The organism is Nocardioides salarius (assembly GCF_016907435.1).
GTDB classification, from domain to species: Bacteria; Actinomycetota; Actinomycetes; order Propionibacteriales; family Nocardioidaceae; genus Nocardioides; species Nocardioides salarius.
In genome coordinates this window covers 1,835,317-1,851,210 of record NZ_JAFBBZ010000001.1, presented here as the reverse complement: position 1 = coordinate 1,851,210, position 15,894 = coordinate 1,835,317, and the positions used below count along the sequence as shown (strand labels likewise).

Annotated in this window: 16 protein-coding genes; 8 read left to right on the top strand and 8 right to left on the bottom strand. The window is 74.6% G+C overall.

The genetic code is table 11. The features are described from left to right. Nucleotides 1–106: 106 nt before the first annotated feature. The 5 genes from JOE61_RS08955 to JOE61_RS08935 all read left to right on the top strand — a co-directional run bounded on the left by JOE61_RS08955 (nt 107) and on the right by JOE61_RS08935 (nt 4,723). Entirely contained in the window at nt 107–1,327 is a 1,221-nt protein-coding gene (locus JOE61_RS08955) for an ABC transporter substrate-binding protein (protein WP_204797191.1), read from the top strand. Then, nucleotides 1,324–2,295 carry a carbohydrate ABC transporter permease gene (locus JOE61_RS22455; protein ID WP_204797190.1) on the top strand — a complete coding sequence of 324 codons (972 nt, stop codon included), beginning with the start codon at nt 1,324–1,326 and terminating at the stop codon, nt 2,293–2,295. Before JOE61_RS08955 ends, JOE61_RS22455 begins: the two co-directional genes overlap by 4 nt. Next, a complete protein-coding gene (locus JOE61_RS08945; protein WP_193669723.1) occupies nt 2,292–3,116 on the top strand; it encodes a carbohydrate ABC transporter permease in 825 nt (274 codons plus the stop codon). The genes JOE61_RS22455 and JOE61_RS08945 overlap by 4 nt, the downstream gene beginning before the upstream one ends. Before the next feature lie 61 nt (nt 3,117–3,177). Beyond that, a complete protein-coding gene (locus tag JOE61_RS08940) occupies nt 3,178–4,161 on the top strand; it encodes an acetylxylan esterase (RefSeq protein WP_193669722.1) in 984 nt (327 codons plus the stop codon). A gap of 28 nt (nt 4,162–4,189) precedes the next feature. After that, on the top strand, nt 4,190–4,723 hold the full coding sequence (locus JOE61_RS08935; RefSeq protein WP_193669721.1) for a gamma carbonic anhydrase family protein: 534 nt from the start codon (nt 4,190–4,192) through the stop codon (nt 4,721–4,723). A 27-nt stretch (nt 4,724–4,750) separates the two neighbouring features. Here the strand turns inward: JOE61_RS08935 and JOE61_RS08930 are convergent, their stop codons facing one another. Further along, nucleotides 4,751–5,113 (bottom strand): hypothetical protein, encoded by a 363-nt coding sequence (locus tag JOE61_RS08930; protein WP_193669720.1) that lies wholly within the window; start codon nt 5,111–5,113, stop codon nt 4,751–4,753. A 40-nt stretch (nt 5,114–5,153) separates the two neighbouring features. Next, complete coding sequence (locus JOE61_RS08925; RefSeq protein ID WP_193669719.1) at nt 5,154–5,591, bottom strand: hypothetical protein; 438 nt, start codon at nt 5,589–5,591, stop codon at nt 5,154–5,156. A gap of 36 nt (nt 5,592–5,627) precedes the next feature. Between JOE61_RS08925 and JOE61_RS08920 the strand changes: the two genes are divergently transcribed. Continuing rightward, nucleotides 5,628–6,503, top strand: coding sequence for an AAA family ATPase (locus JOE61_RS08920; protein WP_193669718.1), 876 nt, complete (start codon nt 5,628–5,630; stop codon nt 6,501–6,503). A gap of 4 nt (nt 6,504–6,507) precedes the next feature. Next, on the top strand, nt 6,508–7,971 hold the full coding sequence (locus tag JOE61_RS08915) for a vWA domain-containing protein (protein ID WP_193669717.1): 1,464 nt from the start codon (nt 6,508–6,510) through the stop codon (nt 7,969–7,971). A 43-nt stretch (nt 7,972–8,014) separates the two neighbouring features. Here JOE61_RS08915 and JOE61_RS08910 read toward each other — a convergent pair whose 3' ends face one another. From JOE61_RS08910 to JOE61_RS08900, 3 genes are read right to left on the bottom strand one after another with little or no spacing between them, the layout of a single operon-like run. After that, entirely contained in the window at nt 8,015–9,430 is a 1,416-nt protein-coding gene (locus JOE61_RS08910; protein WP_193669716.1) for a hypothetical protein, read from the bottom strand. Beyond that, on the bottom strand, nt 9,427–10,395 hold the full coding sequence (locus tag JOE61_RS08905) for an ESX secretion-associated protein EspG (protein ID WP_193669715.1): 969 nt from the start codon (nt 10,393–10,395) through the stop codon (nt 9,427–9,429). Before JOE61_RS08905 ends, JOE61_RS08910 begins: the two co-directional genes overlap by 4 nt. Before the next feature lie 34 nt (nt 10,396–10,429). Further along, nucleotides 10,430–10,882 carry a hypothetical protein gene (locus JOE61_RS08900; protein ID WP_193669714.1) on the bottom strand — a complete coding sequence of 151 codons (453 nt, stop codon included), beginning with the start codon at nt 10,880–10,882 and terminating at the stop codon, nt 10,430–10,432. Between the two features lie 221 nt (nt 10,883–11,103). On the opposite strand from JOE61_RS08900, the gene JOE61_RS08895 reads away from it, so the two are divergent. Beyond that, complete coding sequence (locus tag JOE61_RS08895; RefSeq protein ID WP_193669713.1) at nt 11,104–12,537, top strand: YncE family protein; 1,434 nt, start codon at nt 11,104–11,106, stop codon at nt 12,535–12,537. Between the two features lie 3 nt (nt 12,538–12,540). Here the strand turns inward: JOE61_RS08895 and JOE61_RS08890 are convergent, their stop codons facing one another. From JOE61_RS08890 to JOE61_RS08880, 3 genes are all read right to left on the bottom strand, one after another. Next, on the bottom strand, nt 12,541–14,055 hold the full coding sequence (locus JOE61_RS08890) for an alpha/beta fold hydrolase (protein WP_193669712.1): 1,515 nt from the start codon (nt 14,053–14,055) through the stop codon (nt 12,541–12,543). After that, nucleotides 14,052–14,483 carry a hypothetical protein gene (locus tag JOE61_RS08885; protein ID WP_193669711.1) on the bottom strand — a complete coding sequence of 144 codons (432 nt, stop codon included), beginning with the start codon at nt 14,481–14,483 and terminating at the stop codon, nt 14,052–14,054. The genes JOE61_RS08890 and JOE61_RS08885 overlap by 4 nt, the downstream gene beginning before the upstream one ends. A 148-nt stretch (nt 14,484–14,631) precedes the next feature. Then, nucleotides 14,632–15,864 (bottom strand): pyridoxal phosphate-dependent aminotransferase, encoded by a 1,233-nt coding sequence (locus JOE61_RS08880; RefSeq protein ID WP_307822894.1) that lies wholly within the window; start codon nt 15,862–15,864, stop codon nt 14,632–14,634. Nucleotides 15,865–15,894: the final 30 nt, after the last annotated feature.

The following is a 15,894-nucleotide window of genomic DNA, read 5'->3' as shown; positions in this document are numbered from 1 at the left end:
GTCACGCGCCGGCGTTGCCGGACTTGGTCTCTGTGTCGGCCTTCTCGCCGCGTGCGGCGCCCCGGGGTCCGATGGCGAGACCGCCTCGCAGGACCTCGACCGCGAGGTGACCACCGAGCTCGGTGAGGAGCCCGTGACCCTGGAGCTCTACCTGGAGACCGGGTTCCCGCTCGTCGAGGAGCTCAGCAAGGAGTTCACCGAGCAGTACCCGCAGGTGAGTTTCGACATCCGTAGTGACCAGTTCGCCGCGCTGACCGAGAACGCTCCGCGGGTGATGGCCAGCAACGACGCACCCGACCTGATCCGGCTGCCGACCATCGTCGACTCGGCGCGCGACGGGCTCCTGCTCAACCTCGACCCGTACGTCGACGCCTACGGCTGGGACGAGTTCCCCGAGTCGCAGCTGGAGCAGATGCGTGTGGGGGAAGACGGCACCCGCGGCTCGGGGTCCCTGTACGCCCTGGGCGTCGGCTACTCGGTCACCGGTGTCTACTACAACAAGGAGATCGCTGCGCGGATCGGCATGGACGAGCCGCCGGCGACCATCGATGAGCTGGAGCAGGCGATGGCCGATGCGAAGGCCGCCGGTGAGCAGCCCATCATGCAGTTCAACGACATCGGCGGCGTCGCCTTCCCCTACCAGGCACTGCTCAACCAGATGGGCGACCCCGGCGCCATCGCGGACTGGATCTTCCAGAAGCCGGGGGCGAGCATCGACACCGAGGCGGCCGTCGAGGCGGCCACTCACGTGGGCCGCTGGGCCGAGCAGGGCTACTTCCCGGCTGACGCCAACAGCCTCGACTACACCACCATGATGGGTCGCTTCACCGAGGGCACCGGCCTGTTCATGTTCAACGGGGACTGGGAGTCGGCAAACCTGGACGAGTCCATGGGTGCGGATGTCGGCTTCTTCCTGATGCCGCCCGTCGAGGAGGGGAACGCGCCGGTCGCGATGGGCGCGCCGAACACCTACGCCGTGCCGGCCAAGTCCGACCACCGAGACGAGGTCGCCTTCTTCCTCGACTGGATCCACACCAACGAGGAGGCCCGCGACATCCTGGTGAACCAGGGCGGTGCGGCCCCCGGGGGTCCCGCGTCCCTGCCGCTCCCGGAGGTGCCGGACGACTCCCTGGTCAGCCAGACCCTGCAGGGCGCCCAGACCATCGGCGAGTCCGGGGTGCTCGTGGACTTCATGGCCAACGCCACCTCGGGGATCTACGCGGGGTCCATCCGTCCCGAGCTGCAGCGTCTGCTGGACGGCCGCACCGAGCCGGAGGCGGTGCCCGCCGCGCTCCAGCAGGCCTACGAGGAGGAGCTCGACTCGTGAGTCTCGGGTCCTCGACCGCGACGGCAGGAGCTCGCGCCACCGCGCGCGGCCCTGCCGCCGCGGGTCTGCCCGGCGCGTCCAGGGTCGGGCGCCGGCGTCGCGCCCGGCGCAGCTGGGGCCACCTGCTGTACGTGCTGCCCGCCCTCTGCGTCTACGGCTGGTTCGTCCTCTACCCGCTGCTGACCTCGGTGCAGTACTCGCTCTATGACTGGAACGGGATCGGCCCGGCCACCTGGGTGGGCCTCGAGAACTACCAGCGGGTCCTGACCGACCCCGACCAGCTCGAGACGATCCTGCACGCCCTCGAGCTGATCATCTTCTTCACCCTGGTGCCGGTCGCGCTGGGCCTGCTCGCGGCGTCGCTGATGCACGGCCTGCCGAGCGGGCCCTTCGTGACCCTGTCCCGCACCGTCCTCTTCGTCCCCCAGGTCATCCCCCTGGTCGCGGCCGGCATCATGTGGGACTGGGTCTACTCGAGCGACGGGATCGCCAACCGCCTGCTGGAGTTGGTCGGGCTCGGCGACCTCGCCCGGCCGTGGCTGGCTGACTTCACCACGGCGCTGCCCGCCGTCGGCCTCATCGGATCGTGGGTGATGCTCGGTCTGTGCACCCTGCTGCTGCTCACCGGCATCAGCAAGATCGACCCCTCCCTGTACGAGGCCGCCCGCATCGACGGGGCCAACCGGTGGCGTGAGTTCGTCCACGTCACGCTGCCTGGCCTGCGTCGCGAGATCGGGGTGTGCGTGACGGTCACGATGATCGCCGCCCTGGCGAGCTTCGACATCATCTACGTCTCCACCCAGGGCGGGCCGGGTCGCACGACCATGGTCCCCGGTGTCGAGATCTACCGGCTCGCCTTCACCGAGAGGGAGATCGGCCAGGCCTCGGCCATGGCAGTCATCTTGATGGCACTCGTGCTGGTGATGATCGTGCCCGTGCAGCGACTCACGCAGCGGGAGGACACATGAGTCCACGCTCGCGCAGCCTCCTCGCCGGCCGGGGCATGCTGGTCCTCTTCATGGTCCTGACCCTCGTGCCCTTCGCGACCCTGTTCACGACCGCTCTCGCACCGCAGGGGAGCATCCCGACGGGTCTGGGGTGGCCCGAGGACCCCCAGTGGGGCAACTTCGTCGACGCCTACCGGGTCGCGAACCTGACGCCGCTGCTCACCTCGAGCCTGCTCATCGTCCTGGGCGTGGTGCCGGCATCGCTGTTGCTGTCCAGCCTCGCCGGTTATGCGCTCGCGAGCCTGCGCGTGCCCGGCGCCAACGCACTCTTCCTGCTGTTCGTGCTGGGGCTGACCATCCCGTTCGAGTCGCTGATCACCCCGTTGTACTACCAGGTGCAGGCGCTCGGGCTGCTGAACACCCGCCTGGCGCTGGTCCTGCCGCTCATCGCGCTCTACCTTCCCTTCGGGGTCTTCTGGATGCGTGCGCACTTCCTGACCATGCCCGCCGAGCTCTCCGAGGCGGCGTACGTGGACGGTGCGGGGACCTGGGCGACCTTCCGACGCATCCACCTGCCGCTCGCGATGCCGGCCCTGTCGTCGCTGGCCATCCTGCTCTTCCTCTGGACCTGGAACCAGTTCATCCTGGCCATCGTCCTGGTCGACGACCCCACCAAGCGCACGATGGCCGGGGCGCTGGGTGCCTTCCAGGGCCGCTACGGGACCGACATCGTGCTGCTCTCCGCCGGCGCGCTGCTCATCATGGCGCCCACGATCGTCGTCTTCGTCCTCTTCCAACGCCAGTTCTCCAAGGCACTCCTCCAGGGTGCCGTCAAGGGCTGAGGCGCACAGCCCGACAGCAGTGCTCTCCCCGTCAACCGGACCAGAACAGAAAGCGCACACGATGCCGCAGTACGACCTCCCCCTGCCCGAGCTCGAGCGCTACCGCTCCGGTGTCGAGGCGCCAGGCGACCTGCGCTGGTTCTGGGACAGCACGATCAGCACCGCCCGGTCCTGCATGTGGATGCCGAAGGTCGAACGGATCTCCACCCCGCTGGAGCTGGTCGACGTCTACGACGTGACCTTCTCCGGATTCGGGGGAGATCCAGTCAAGGCCTGGTACCGCCGCCCCGCCGGCCGCAGCGATGACCTCCCGGTCATCGTGCGGTACCAGGGCTACACGGGTGGACGGGGTCTTCCCCACCAGGTGGGCCACTGGCCGTTGGCCGGCTACGCCGTGCTCGACGTGGACAGCCGGGGCCAGGGGGCCGGCGGCGGGGCCGTGGGTGACACCGCCGATCCGCACGGGCACGGCCCCTCCTACCTGGGTGGGTTCATGACGCGAGGTCTGGACGACCCGCAGGACTACTACTTCCGCCGACTGCTCACGGACGCGGTGCTCGCGGTCGACGTCGCCACGATTCTGCCGGGAGCGGACGCGTCGCGGATCTGCGTCACCGGCGTCAGCCAAGGCGGGGGCATCGCCCTGGCCGTCGCCGGTCTGCGCGCCGACCTGGCGGCGGTGATGAGCGACGTGCCGTTCCTGGGCGACGTCCCGCGTGGCATGGCCATGGCCAGTGCCGGCCCCTACCTGGAGGTGGCCGCCTTCCTGGCATCGCACCGCACCAAGGTGGGGCGCGCCCTGGCCACCCTGGCCTACGTGGACACGACGGTGCTGGTGCCGTGGGCGACGGCACCGGCGTTGTTCTCGGTGGCCCTCATGGACAACGTCTGCCCCCCGTCCACCGTCTTCGCAGCCCACAACGCCTACGGAGGCCCCGCCTCCATCGAGGTCTACCCCTACAACGACCACGAGGGCGGTCAGTTCCACCACGAGGCCGTGCAGCTGACGTGGCTGGCGAACGTGCTGGACAACCTCGCCGGTTGAGCTGTGGGGGGCAGGCAGGATGTGCCCCGTGAACCTCTTCGAGCTCGACGGCAAGCGTCCCTCCGTGCACCCCGAGGCCTGGGTGGCCCCCACCGCGACCCTGATCGGCGACGTGGTCGTCGAGAAGGACGCCAGCATCTGGTACGGCGTCGTGGTGCGCGCCGACGTCTGCTCGATCGTGGTGCGCGAGGGCACCAACGTGCAGGACAACTCGGTGCTGCACGCCGCCCCCGGGGAGCACCTGTCGATCGGCCCGAACGCCACGATCGGGCACGGCTGCGTCGTGCACTGCGCCGAGGTCGGCGAGCAGGCGCTGGTCGGCAACGGCTCGACGCTGCTCGACGGGGCGCACATCGGCGGCGGCACGCTCGTGGCCGCCGGGTCGGTGGTGACCCCCGGCACCCGGATCCCCGCGGGCGTCGTGGCCGCGGGCGTGCCGTGCAAGGTGGTCAAGCCGATCGAGGGCACCAGCTCCCAGCAGTGGGTCGAGCACAACGCCGCCGGCTACCAGCAGCTGGCCAAGCACCACGCGACCAGCGCGAAGCGGGTCGAGACGGCCTAGCCGGGCGCACCCGGCCGCGGTCTCGCGTCAGGGCAGGGGCGCGGCGCAGACGGCGACCAGCGTGCCCGGCCGGCTGCCGTCGTACGCCGCCCAGCCGCGCTCGAAGGTGACCATCCGCAGGGCGCCCTCGGGGGAGCGCAGCACGGCCGAGCCCGGCACCACGCCGTCGTCGAGACCCCTGGTGGAGCAGTCGTAGGCCGCCATGAGACTTGTGAGACGGTCGCTGCGCGGGTCGACGGGGGCGCGCGACGGCGTCGTGCCGCTGACGATCGTGCCGGTGACGACGGCGATGATCGCCACCACGACCCCGAGCTTCACGACCCCCAGCAGGCGTCGCCCGCCCGCGAGCGGGGCGGGGGCGACGGGGCCGGGGGACCTCGGTGCACTCATCGTCTTCACTTTACGAGCACGGTGGTGGGCGTCGCCGGGCTCAGGACCGCTCGACGGCCCGGGTGCCCAGGCAGACCGCGACCAGGGTGCCGGGGAGCATCCCCTCGTGGGCCTGCCAACCGCGCGCGAACCCCACCACGCGCAGCTGCCCGCGCTCGGTGCGCAGCAGCGCCGCGGCCGGCAGCGAGCCGTCGGCGAACCCCCTGGGGCTGCAGCGGTGGTCGCTCATCAGCCGCTCCAGCTGGGCGGCGCCGATCTCGCTGGGCACCGGGGGCGGAGCGGTCTCGGCGCGCACGTGCGCCGCGACCGCGACGCTCAGCACCGCCGCCAGGGCGCCCATCCGCAGGGCCCGCAGCCCACGCAGCACCCCGCGCGGCGCGGTGGGGGCGGCGAGACCGGTGGGGGCCGGGCCGGTGCGGGCGAGGCCGGTGCGGGAGGCGGGCACACCGGTCCAACGAGTCCTGGTGAGCCGGGTCACGGCCGGTCTGGTCCGGGGGTGGGACAGGATGGGCCCATGACCTGGTTCAGCTCGCCGTCCGACGCCGCCGACCGCCTGGGCGCCACCGGCTACCTCACCGACGCGGCCACCGCGACGACGACGTACCTCGCCGGCGCCCTGGAGAAGCCGTTGCTGATCGAGGGCCCGGCCGGGGTCGGCAAGACCGAGCTGGCCAAGGCGGTGGCCCGGGCGACGGGCGCCGACCTGGTGCGGCTGCAGTGCTACGAGGGGCTCGACGAGGCGCGCGCGCTCTACGAGTGGAACTACAAGAAGCAGCTGCTGCGCATCCAGGCCAGCCAGGGCAGCGACGCCACGTGGGACGAGACCCACGACGACATCTTCACCGACGAGTTCCTGCTGACCCGCCCGCTGCTGACCGCGATCCGCCGCGAGGAGCCCACGGTGCTGCTCATCGACGAGGTCGACAAGACCGACGTCGAGGTCGAGGGCCTCCTGCTCGAGGTGCTCTCCGACTTCCAGGTCACCATCCCCGAGATGGGCACCGTCACCGCGGTGCGCCGCCCCTTCGTGGTGCTGACCTCCAACGCGACCCGCGAGCTCTCCGAGGCGGTCAAGCGGCGCTGCCTCTACCTGCACCTGGAGTACCCCGACGCCGAGCGCGAGCGCGAGATCGTCGTCTCCCAGGTGCCTGGCCTGGAGGAGGCCGTGGCCACCCAGCTGGTGGCGATGGTGGCCCGGCTGCGCGAGCTGGAGCTCAAGAAGGCGCCCTCGATCGCGGAGTCCGTCGACTGGGCACGCACCCTGATCGCCCTCGAGATCAGCGACCTCGACGACGACGCGGTCAACGCCACCCTGGGCGTGGTGCTCAAGCACGTCTCCGACCAGGAGCGCGCGGTCAAGGAGCTGCGCCTCGACCGCGCCGGGCGCTGAGCCGATGCCCACCCCCGACCCGCCGGACGAGGCCAGGTCCGGCCTGCTCGACCGCCACATCGCCTTCCTCGAGGCGCTGCGCGCGGCCGGCCTGCCCGTCTCGCTGGCCGAGGACCTCGACGCCGTCGCGGTGCTGACGGCGCTGCCGTGGGACGACCGCGCCGTGGTGCGCGAGGGGTACGCCGCCGCGGTGGTCAAGCGGCACGCCCAGCGGCCGACCTTCGACGCGCTCTTCGACCTCTACTTCCCGCCGCTGGTCGGCAACGGCGCCGACCGGCTCGGCGCCGACGAAGCGGGCCCGGAGGACAGCGAGGGCGGCGACGCCGACGCCGCGGCCGGTGGCCCGCAGGACGGCGACGTGCCGGGGGCGCGCGACAACGCCGAGGCGCTGCGCGACTTCCGCGAGCGGCTCGAGGCCGCGATGACCGCGGGGGACGAGCAGCAGCTGGCCCGGCTCGCCGCCGAGGCCGTGGGCCGCTTCGGTGCCATGCCCGGGCGCGGGCCGGGCCTGTCGTCCTGGTCGGCCTACACGGCGCTGCAGCGCGTCGCGCCCGGCGAGATCGTCGACCGGCTGGTCCAGGGGCTGCTCGCCGAGGGCCGCGGCGACGAGGAGGCCCGCCGTGCCGCGGCGCAGCGGGTGGGTGGCTTCACCCGCCGGGTCGAGGCCGACGCCCGCCGCCGGATCGGGGAGGAGAAGGGCGCCGAGCACGTGGCCCGCACCGCCCTGCGCCCCTCCATCGACCGACTCGACTTCCTGCAGATGCGGCGCACCGACCTCGAGCAGATGCGCCGCGAGATCTACCCGCTCGCGCGCCGGCTCGCGACCCGGCTGACCCAGGAGCACCACGCCCAGCGGCGCGGCCCGCTGGACTTCCGGCGCACGGTGCGGGCCTCGGTGTCGACCGGTGGCGTGCCCCTGACGACCCACCACAAGCCCAAGCGCCCGCACCGCAGCGAGCTGGTGGTGCTGTGCGACGTCTCCGGCAGCGTCGCGAACTTCGCCCAGTTCACCCTCCTGCTGGTCTTCGCGCTGCGCGAGCAGTTCACCAAGGTGCGCGCCTTCACCTTCATCGACCACGTGCACGAGGTGACCCACCACTTCAAGCCGGGCGCCGACGTGGTCGACGTGATGGCCGACCTCGCGGCCAGCGCCTCGCACGCGGCCCTGTGGGGGCGCACCAACTACGGCCGTGCGATCGAGAAGTTCGCCGAGCAGCACGCCGACGCGATCGGCCCGCGCACCTCCCTGCTGGTGCTGGGCGACGCCCGCTCCAACTACTCCGACCTGGCCCTGACCACCCTCGCCGAGCTCGCCGGGCAGTGCCGGCACGCCTGGTGGCTCAACCCCGAGCACCGCCGGCACTGGGACACCGGCGACTCGGCCGCCAGCAGGTACGCCGACGTGGTGCCGATGGTCGAGTGCCGCAACCTGACCCAGCTCTCCGAGCTGGTCCACGACCTGCTCTGAGCGGGACCCGGTCCGCCCGGCAGCCCGCCCGTCAGCCCGCCCGTCAGCGCGCCAGGTAGCCCAGGGCGCGCAGCCGCTCGAGCTCGGCCACGACCGGGGCGTGGCGGGCCCGGTCGGCTGCCCGCCCACCGGCGACGTAGACCTGGCCCCGCCGCCCGTGCCCGGCCCCGGCGTCGGGATCGCCGGAGGTCACCCGGGCGTCGAAGACGACGGTCAGCCGGTTCTCGGCGCCGGCGTTGACCAGCGAGCCGAGCAGCGCCACCGGGTCGGAGCGGTCCTCGAGGCTCAGCACCCGCGTCGGCGCCGGGATGCGCGGCACCTGGGCGGCCGGCGCCCCCGCCGTGACCACCTGCTCCACGCTGAACGAGGCCGGGACCGCGCCGGTCGCGACGCCCGCGGCGACCTCGGCCGCGGTGGCGCCGCCGTGCGCGCCGCCCACCAGCATCACCCGCGCGTCGGGCACCCCGCGCACCGCCCGCTCGAGCGCGCCGACCACCACGTCGGCGTACGCCGCCCGGTCGCCGCTGACGAGCCGGAGCGGCCCGCGTCGACCGGCGTCGGGGCCCGCCAGGTAGGCGACGAAGCGGCCGCCGCCGACCGCGCGCACCTCGACGCTGCTGCGGGCGTGGACCAACCTGACCAGCAGCTCCTCGAGACCCCGGGGCGCCCCGGCAGCCCCGTCAGCCCCGGCAGCCCCGGCAGCCTCGTCCGGCCCGCCGTCGTCGGTGCTGCGGCCCGTCGCGGCGTCGTTGTCGGTGTCTGCGTCGGCGTCGGCGTCGAGGAGCCCGCCGGCGATGTCGCGCGCCGCCGACCCGACGTCGAGACCGAGGTCCTCGATGCCCAGCGCGCGCAGCCCGGCGGCAGCGGCCAGCGGTGCGTCGTCGCGGGCGAGGGCGCTGACCGAGAGGAGCGAGCGCAGCTGCAGCGAGTCGAGCAGCCCGCCGCCACCGCTGCTGACGTGGTCCATCAGCGCGGGGTGCATCCCGGCGAGCTCGCCCAGGTAGCCCGCGACCTCGTCGCGGTCGGCGGCGTCGGTCTCGATCAGGCCGGCCGAGACGATCGACCCGCCGAGCGCCACCTCGGGCGCCAGGTAGCCGATGGCCCGCCCGGCGATGGCGCCCAGCGTCTCGTAGGCGGCGCTCGCCAGGTCGTCGATCCAGCGGTAGGTCAGCACGGTGGCGCGCACCACGAGGGCGTCGGCGTCGAGCTCGACCGACCGGCCGACCAGCCCGCCGCGGCCCGTGGTGGCGGCGCGGACCTCGTCCTCGGCCTCGCGCCAGGTCGCCGGCGAGAGCGGCTCCGAGTCGGCCAGGTCGGGGTCGTCCAGCACCTCGGGGCCCAGCCCGGAGCGGGAGCGCAGGTCGCCGCCGGCGCGGGAGAACAGGTCGGCCAGGTGCAGCATCTGCTCGTACTTGTCGTCGAGGCCGGCGCGCTCGTCGAGGTCGGGCCGCTCGCTCATGCGCCGACCTCGCCCTGCGCCCGGCCCCGCGTCTCGTCCTGCACCCGGGCCAGGACCGGGGCCAGGTCGGTGGCCAGGCCCGCGGGCTCCACCCGCGCGACCTCCACGCGGTGGCCCGCGTCGTCGCCGCGGGGGCGCAGCGCGTGCCACCCGTCGGCGAGCAGCACCCACGACACCACGCCCGCCACGGTGGTGCGCGGGCCCGAGACGTCGGCGACCAGCGCCCGCAACCGTCCCCGCGACTCCTGCGACAGCGCCGTCAGGGCGGCGACCGACGCGGCCTCGTCGAGCGCCCGGCCGTCCTCGTCGCGCAGCGCGCCGTGGTGCTGGGCGACGAGCACCGGCAGCAGGTCGAGCCGGCCGGCACGTGCCGCCTCGCCGGCGGTGTCGAGCAGCTCGTAGGGCGCCTCGAGCACGGCCGGCACCCCGCTGGGCCCCGTCGCGCCGTCCTCGGGCAGCACCGCCACGCGGGCCAGCTCGAGCGGCCACTGGTCGACGCCCAGCCAGGCCAGCTCGAAGACCAGGCCGTCGGCGGTGGCCAGGGTGGCCACCGCGGCCCCCGCCTGGCGGTGCCAGGCCCGGGCGCGGGCCGTGCCGACGGCCAGGTCGAGGTCGAGGGCCACCTCGGGGGTGGCGAGCAGGCCGACCGCGCCGGCCAGGCCGTCGTCGACCCGGTCGCCGTCCAGCAGTCCTCGGCGCGCCAGGCTGTCGGCGGGGTCGTGCAGCGAGCCCAGCGCGGCGGCGTACGCCGCGTCCTCGGCGCCGCCGCGCAACCGTCCGAGCCGACCCTCGAGGGTGGGGGCCACGCGCTCGGCGGTCTCGAAGGGCAGCGGTGCCCCACCCGCGGCCCGCGCGACGTGCCGCAGCTCGGCCAGGCTCAGGGTGACCCGGCGGGGCAGCGCGTGGAGGCCGCCCGGGGCCGCCGGGGACGCCGGGGGCGGGCTGCTCAGGTCGACGGTCGGCACGGGGTCCTCGCGGGGGTCGGGGGCACGGGTGCGGTCACAGGCCCGGCAGCTCGAGGTCGAGCCAGTCGCGGTGCCCGGCGGGCGGCAGGTCGCACTCGAGCAGCCGGCGGTCAGCGGCGTCGGGCTCGCGCACGACGCCGAGCTCGCGGTCGGCCTCGGCGTGCGCGAGCACCGCGTCGACCCGGGCACGCGCCCCGTCGCGCAGCGAGCGGGCCCGGCGCTCCCGGGCCGCGATCAGCTCGGCGACGCGCTCCACCTCCTGCAGGTGGCGCTGCAGGGCGTCGGCGGCCACGTCGTGGCGACCGGCGCAGGCGCGCAGCTGCCCGGCCCGCTCGCGGACCCGCTCGCGCATCGACTCCGCCGCCCGTCCGCTCCAGGCCACGGTCTCGGCCTGCGAGACCAGCCGGTCGGCGAGCGCACGCACGTCGCCGCCCTGCTCGCGCAGCTGGGCGACACGCCTGCGCATCACGTCGGTGTCGCCGTGCACGTCGCCTCCCTGCTCTGCTCGCGGCCCGGGATGGTCGCTGGGACCCTTCCCCGGCCCCTGGCGGGCAAACGCCGGACCAGACCGGTCGGCGCCGGCACGCCGGTGCGCTGCGGACAGTGTGCCCACCCCCGCCTGACGTGAGCGCGATCACCCCCGGAGGCGTGACCGCCGGCACACCGCGCTCGTTGGAGGGGTGCCGCGCCCGTTGCGAGAGGACCCCCATGTCGCTGCCCACCCGCCTGCCCGCCCGCCGACCCGCCGGGCCGAGCCCCGCGCGCCACCTGGCCCGCACCGCGCTCGCGCTGGCGCTGGCCGCCGGACCGGTGACCGGTCTCGCCGGCAGCGCACCGGCCGGGGCCGCGGCCACCGTCGTCAGCACCGTCCCCAGCACCGTCCCCAGCACCGTCCCCAGCACCGCCCCCAGCACCGCCCCCAGCACCGCCTCGGGCGCCGTGACGCTCGACGGCGCGCGGGCCGACGCCGGTCGCGGCGCCGCGCAGACCGTGCGGGTCGGGCGCGCGAAGCGGCGGCTGGTCTTCGTGGGCAACAACTGGGCGGGCACCGCCGACCTGCTGCGCCCCGGCTCCTTCAAGCGGATCGCGCGCATCGACGTCGTCCCCGACCGGGAGGAGCGGATGGGCGAGATCCTCTCGAACCCGGTGCGGCTGGCCTTCTACGCCGCCATCCAGCAGTTCATCGGCGAGGGCCACGACCAGCTGGTCGACGACATGTACTCCTCCAACGACGGACGGCTGCTGGTCGTCTCGCGTCCCTCGTTCGCCGACGTCGTCGCGATCGACCTGCGCACCCGCGAGATCGTGTGGCGCTTCGCCGTCGACGGCTACCGCTCCGACCACATGGCCCTCTCGCCCGACGGGCGCACCGTGGTCGTCTCGGCCTCCACCGGCAACGTCGTGCACGCCCTCGACGTGCGCACCGGCGCGGAGGTGGGCCGCTTCGAGTCCGGCGGCTCCCCGCACGAGAGCGTCTACATCGACGGTGGCCGGCGCATCCTGCACGCCAGCATCGGCATGGTCTACACGCCCTTCGACCAGCCCGCGCTCGACCCGACCAAGGACGAGCGGGTGCTGCAGGTCGTCGACGCGCGCACCTACGAGGTCGTGCGCCGCTACGACCTGCGCGCCGCCCTCGACGCCGCGGGGCTCGAGGGCGCCTCGACCGCGGTGCGGCCGCTGACGCTCTCGCCCGACGAGGAGCAGGTCTACTTCCAGCTCTCGTTCATGCACGGCTTCGTGCAGATGGACCGGCGCAGCGGCGAGATCGTGCGGGTCAAGCGGCTGCCCGACCTGGTGCCCGACCTGCCCCGCGAGCTCTACCTGCTCGACTCGGCCCACCACGGCATCGCGATGGACCCGGCCGGTCGCCGGATCTGCGTCGCCGGCACGATGTCCGACTACGTCACCGTCGTCGACGCCCGCTCCTTCCGCCGCACCGACCTGGTCGTGCGCGAGGGCGGCAAGCCCTACTGGGTGACGCCGAGCCACGACGGCAGGCACTGCTACATCTCGTGGAGCGGCACCGACGAGGTCTCCAAGGTCTCCTACCGCACCGGGCAGGTCGTGCGCACCACCAGCGTCGGCGACCACCCCCAGCGGGTGCGCAACGGCGTGGTGCGCAAGAGCCACCTGCGCTGACCCTCACGGCTCGCGGGTGATGCGGTAGACGCCGTGCCGCACCCCGTCGGGCGGCTGGGCGCCCAGGAACCCTGACTCGTGCAGGCTGCGCACCTGCTCCTGCACGCCGGGGTGCGTGCTGGTGTCGGCGGCGGCCGCGCCGGCGGCGTACGCCGCGAAGCCGTGGTGGCCGGCCACGTCGCGGCCGGCGAGCGGCCCAGCCTCGAAGGTCAGCGTCACCTGCTCGGGCGAGTCGGGGTTGGGTGCGCCGTCGAGCAGCGGCACCACGTCGCCCCGCTGCTCGAGCGACAGCACGTGGCTGCCGTCGGGGAAGGGGCCCAGGTGGGCCACGGGGGCGCCGGCGGTGACCACGTGGGTGACCCGGTAGCCGTGCTGCTCGTCGAGCAGCTGGGCGGCCTGCAGCCCGCCCTGGGAGTGGCCGGCCAGCAGCACCGGCTCGTCGGGGCCGATCCCCGCCGCCTGCATGGCCTCGAGCACCCCGGCGCCGTAGGCGGTGGGCTGGTCGCCGACCAGCGCCAGGTTGGCGCCCATGTCGCGCACGTCGTCGTCCTGGGTCCACGGCCAGGTCGTCATGTCGTCGGTGCCGGGCAGGTAGACCACGTGCCGCGCGACCCCGTCGTCGCCGGTGAAGCTCTGCACCTCGATGGTGCCGTTCATGTCGGGCCGCCCGGGAGCCGACAGCTCGCTGAGCTGGGCGAGGTGCTCGACGAGGTCCTCGACGCTGCTGGGCCGCTGCCCCGAGGCCGGCACCGTCACGCCGGGCAGCGCCCGGGTGCGGGGGCGCCCGGGGGCGTAGGCCCTGGCCAGCAGCCGGGCCGCCGCGGCCGTGTCACGGGTGGGTGGCAGCAGGCCCAGCATCCCGAGCAGGCCCAGGGGCGGCAGCGGTGCCGCCGGGCCCAGGGGGAGCCCGGCGCCCCGCAGCCCGTCGACGAGACCACCGCCCCGGGCGGCGAGCCGCTCGACCAGTCGCGGGTGCTCGGTCACCCACTCCTGCAGGTCGTCGCCCTCGCCGTCGAGGCGCTCCAGCAGGAGGTCGCGGCCGGGTCCGGGCACCTGCGGCCACAGCAGTGCCGCGGTGGTGAGGCCGCCGGCGAGAACCGGCACCCACAGCGGGGCGCCGGCGGCCAGGGTCTGGCCCAGGGCGCGGCCCAGCGCGTGGTCGATGGCGGCGAGGGAGTGCCCGGCCAGCTCGTCGGCCTCCTGCAGCAGCCGCACGGCCAGGCGCAGCGCCTCGGCGTCGAGCCACCAGCCGGCGGACTCGGTGAGCACCCCGTCGGGGCCGGTCGTCGCCGTCACCACCGCCACCTCGGCCTCGGCGAGGCTGAGCGGGGCGAGCAGCCCCGAGGCCAGGAGGTCGCCGTCGACCAGCACCCTCGCGCCGTCCGCCGCCCACGCCCGCATCCGCTCGGCGGCGGCCTCGAGGGTCACGGCCAGCGCGAGCAGCCGCTCGTACGTCGCCGACACCCCGGTGACGCCGCCGGTCACCGACACCACGACGGCGCCGTCGGACCCGGTCACCTCGCGCTCCCCGAGGAGGCGTCCAGGGCCCGGGCCAGGGCGTCGACGTCGACGCCGAGCCAGCCCGGGTCGCCTGGAGGTGGTGGCACGAAGCGCTCGACGAGGTCGGGCAGACCTCCCGCGAGCTCACCGGCGGCGTTGAGCAGCTCACCGACACGGTGCTGCGCGGCGAGCAGCAGCGCCAGCCGCTCCTCCACGACCGCGGCGTGCCGCTCGAGCGAGTCCGCCGCGTCGTCGTGGCGCGCGGCCGCGCGGCGCAGGGCCGCTGCCTGGTCGCGCACCCGCGCCTGCAGGGCCTCGCCGGCGCGTCCCTGCCAGCCGGCCGCCACCGTCAGCGCGACCAGCCGGTCGGCCTCGGCGCGGATGTCGGTGCCCTGCTCGCGCAGCTCGCGGGCCAGGTGGCGGATGGCGGCGGGGTCGGCGGTCACGGGGCCTCCCGAGGTCGAGGACGGTCCCCCGATGCTGGCCGCGGGAGCCGGACGGCCGCAGTGCTGCCGACCCGCCTGTGGAGGACCGCGCGGGAGAGGTCCCCTGTCGAGGGCGACGGGACCCGGTGCCCGAGTCGGGCGTCGGCCCTCAGCGACCCGAGAAGGCGGGCGCCAGCCGCGCGAGACCGGTCTCCACGTCGCTGCGCGGCCCCGCGAAGGAGAAGCGCAGCGAGCGGTGCCCGTGCACGGTGTCGAAGTCGACGCCCGGCGCGAGCGCCACGCCCGTCGTCGCCAGCAGGTGGTGGGCGAAGGCCATCGAGTCGTCGGTCAGGTGCGAGACGTCGGCGTAGACGTAGAACGCGCCGTCGGCCGGGGCCAGCCCGGTGACGCCGAGCCCGCGCAGGCCCTCGAGCAGCACGCGGCGGTTGTCGGCGTACCGCGCGACGTGGCCGTCGAGCTCGGCGTACGACGCCTCGGAGAACGCCGCGACCCCGGCCCGCTGGGCCAGCACCGGCGGACAGATCGTGAAGTTGCCGGTCAGCACGTCGACGGCGCGGCGCAGCCGCTGCGGCACCAGCATCCAGCCGATCCGCCACCCGGTCATCGAGAAGTACTTGCTGAAGCTGGAGAAGACGACCGCCTCGCGGCTGGTCTCCCACGCCGAGCGCGCCAGGCGCGGGCCGCCGTCGAGGACGGCGTGCTCGATGCCGTGGTAGATCTCGTCGGAGATCAGCTGCACGCCGTGCTCCTCGCACCAGCGTGCCAGCGCGGCCAGCTCCTCGGGCAGCAGCATCGTGCCGGTCGGGTTGGCCGGGCTGGCCACCACCAGCCCGCGCAGTCCGCGGCCGGTGCGGGCGGCGAGGTCGGCGTGCAGCGAGGCGACCTGCTCGACGGTGGGCTGGAAGCGGGTCCCGGGCCCGGTGTCGACCTCGACGACCTCGCAGCCCAGCGCCGCCAGCACGTTGCGGTAGCAGGGATAGCCCGGCCGGGCCATCGCCACCGCGTCGCCGGCCTCGAACGCCGCCAGGAAGGCCAGCAGGAACCCGCCGCTGCTGCCGGTGGTGACCACCACCTCGTCGGGGTCGACGTCGACGCCGTGCGCGCGGGCGTGGTGGCCCGCGATCGCCTCGCGCAGCTCGAGCACCCCGGTCGCGGGGGTGTAGCCGAGCGGGTCGCCCGACCCGAGCAGCCGCACGGCCTCGGCGTTGACCGGCTCGGGCGCGCCGGTGCTGGGCTGCCCGGCCAGCAGGTTGACGACGTCGCCGTGGGTGCGCTGGCGGCGGGTCGAGGCCTCCAGCAGGTCCATCACGTGGAACGGCGGCACGTTGGCGCGCGAGGCGACCTGCAGGCGCTGGACGGGAGGCGGTTCGGGCTGGCTCACCTCCCCGAGGCTAGGTCAGGCGGCCGGGAG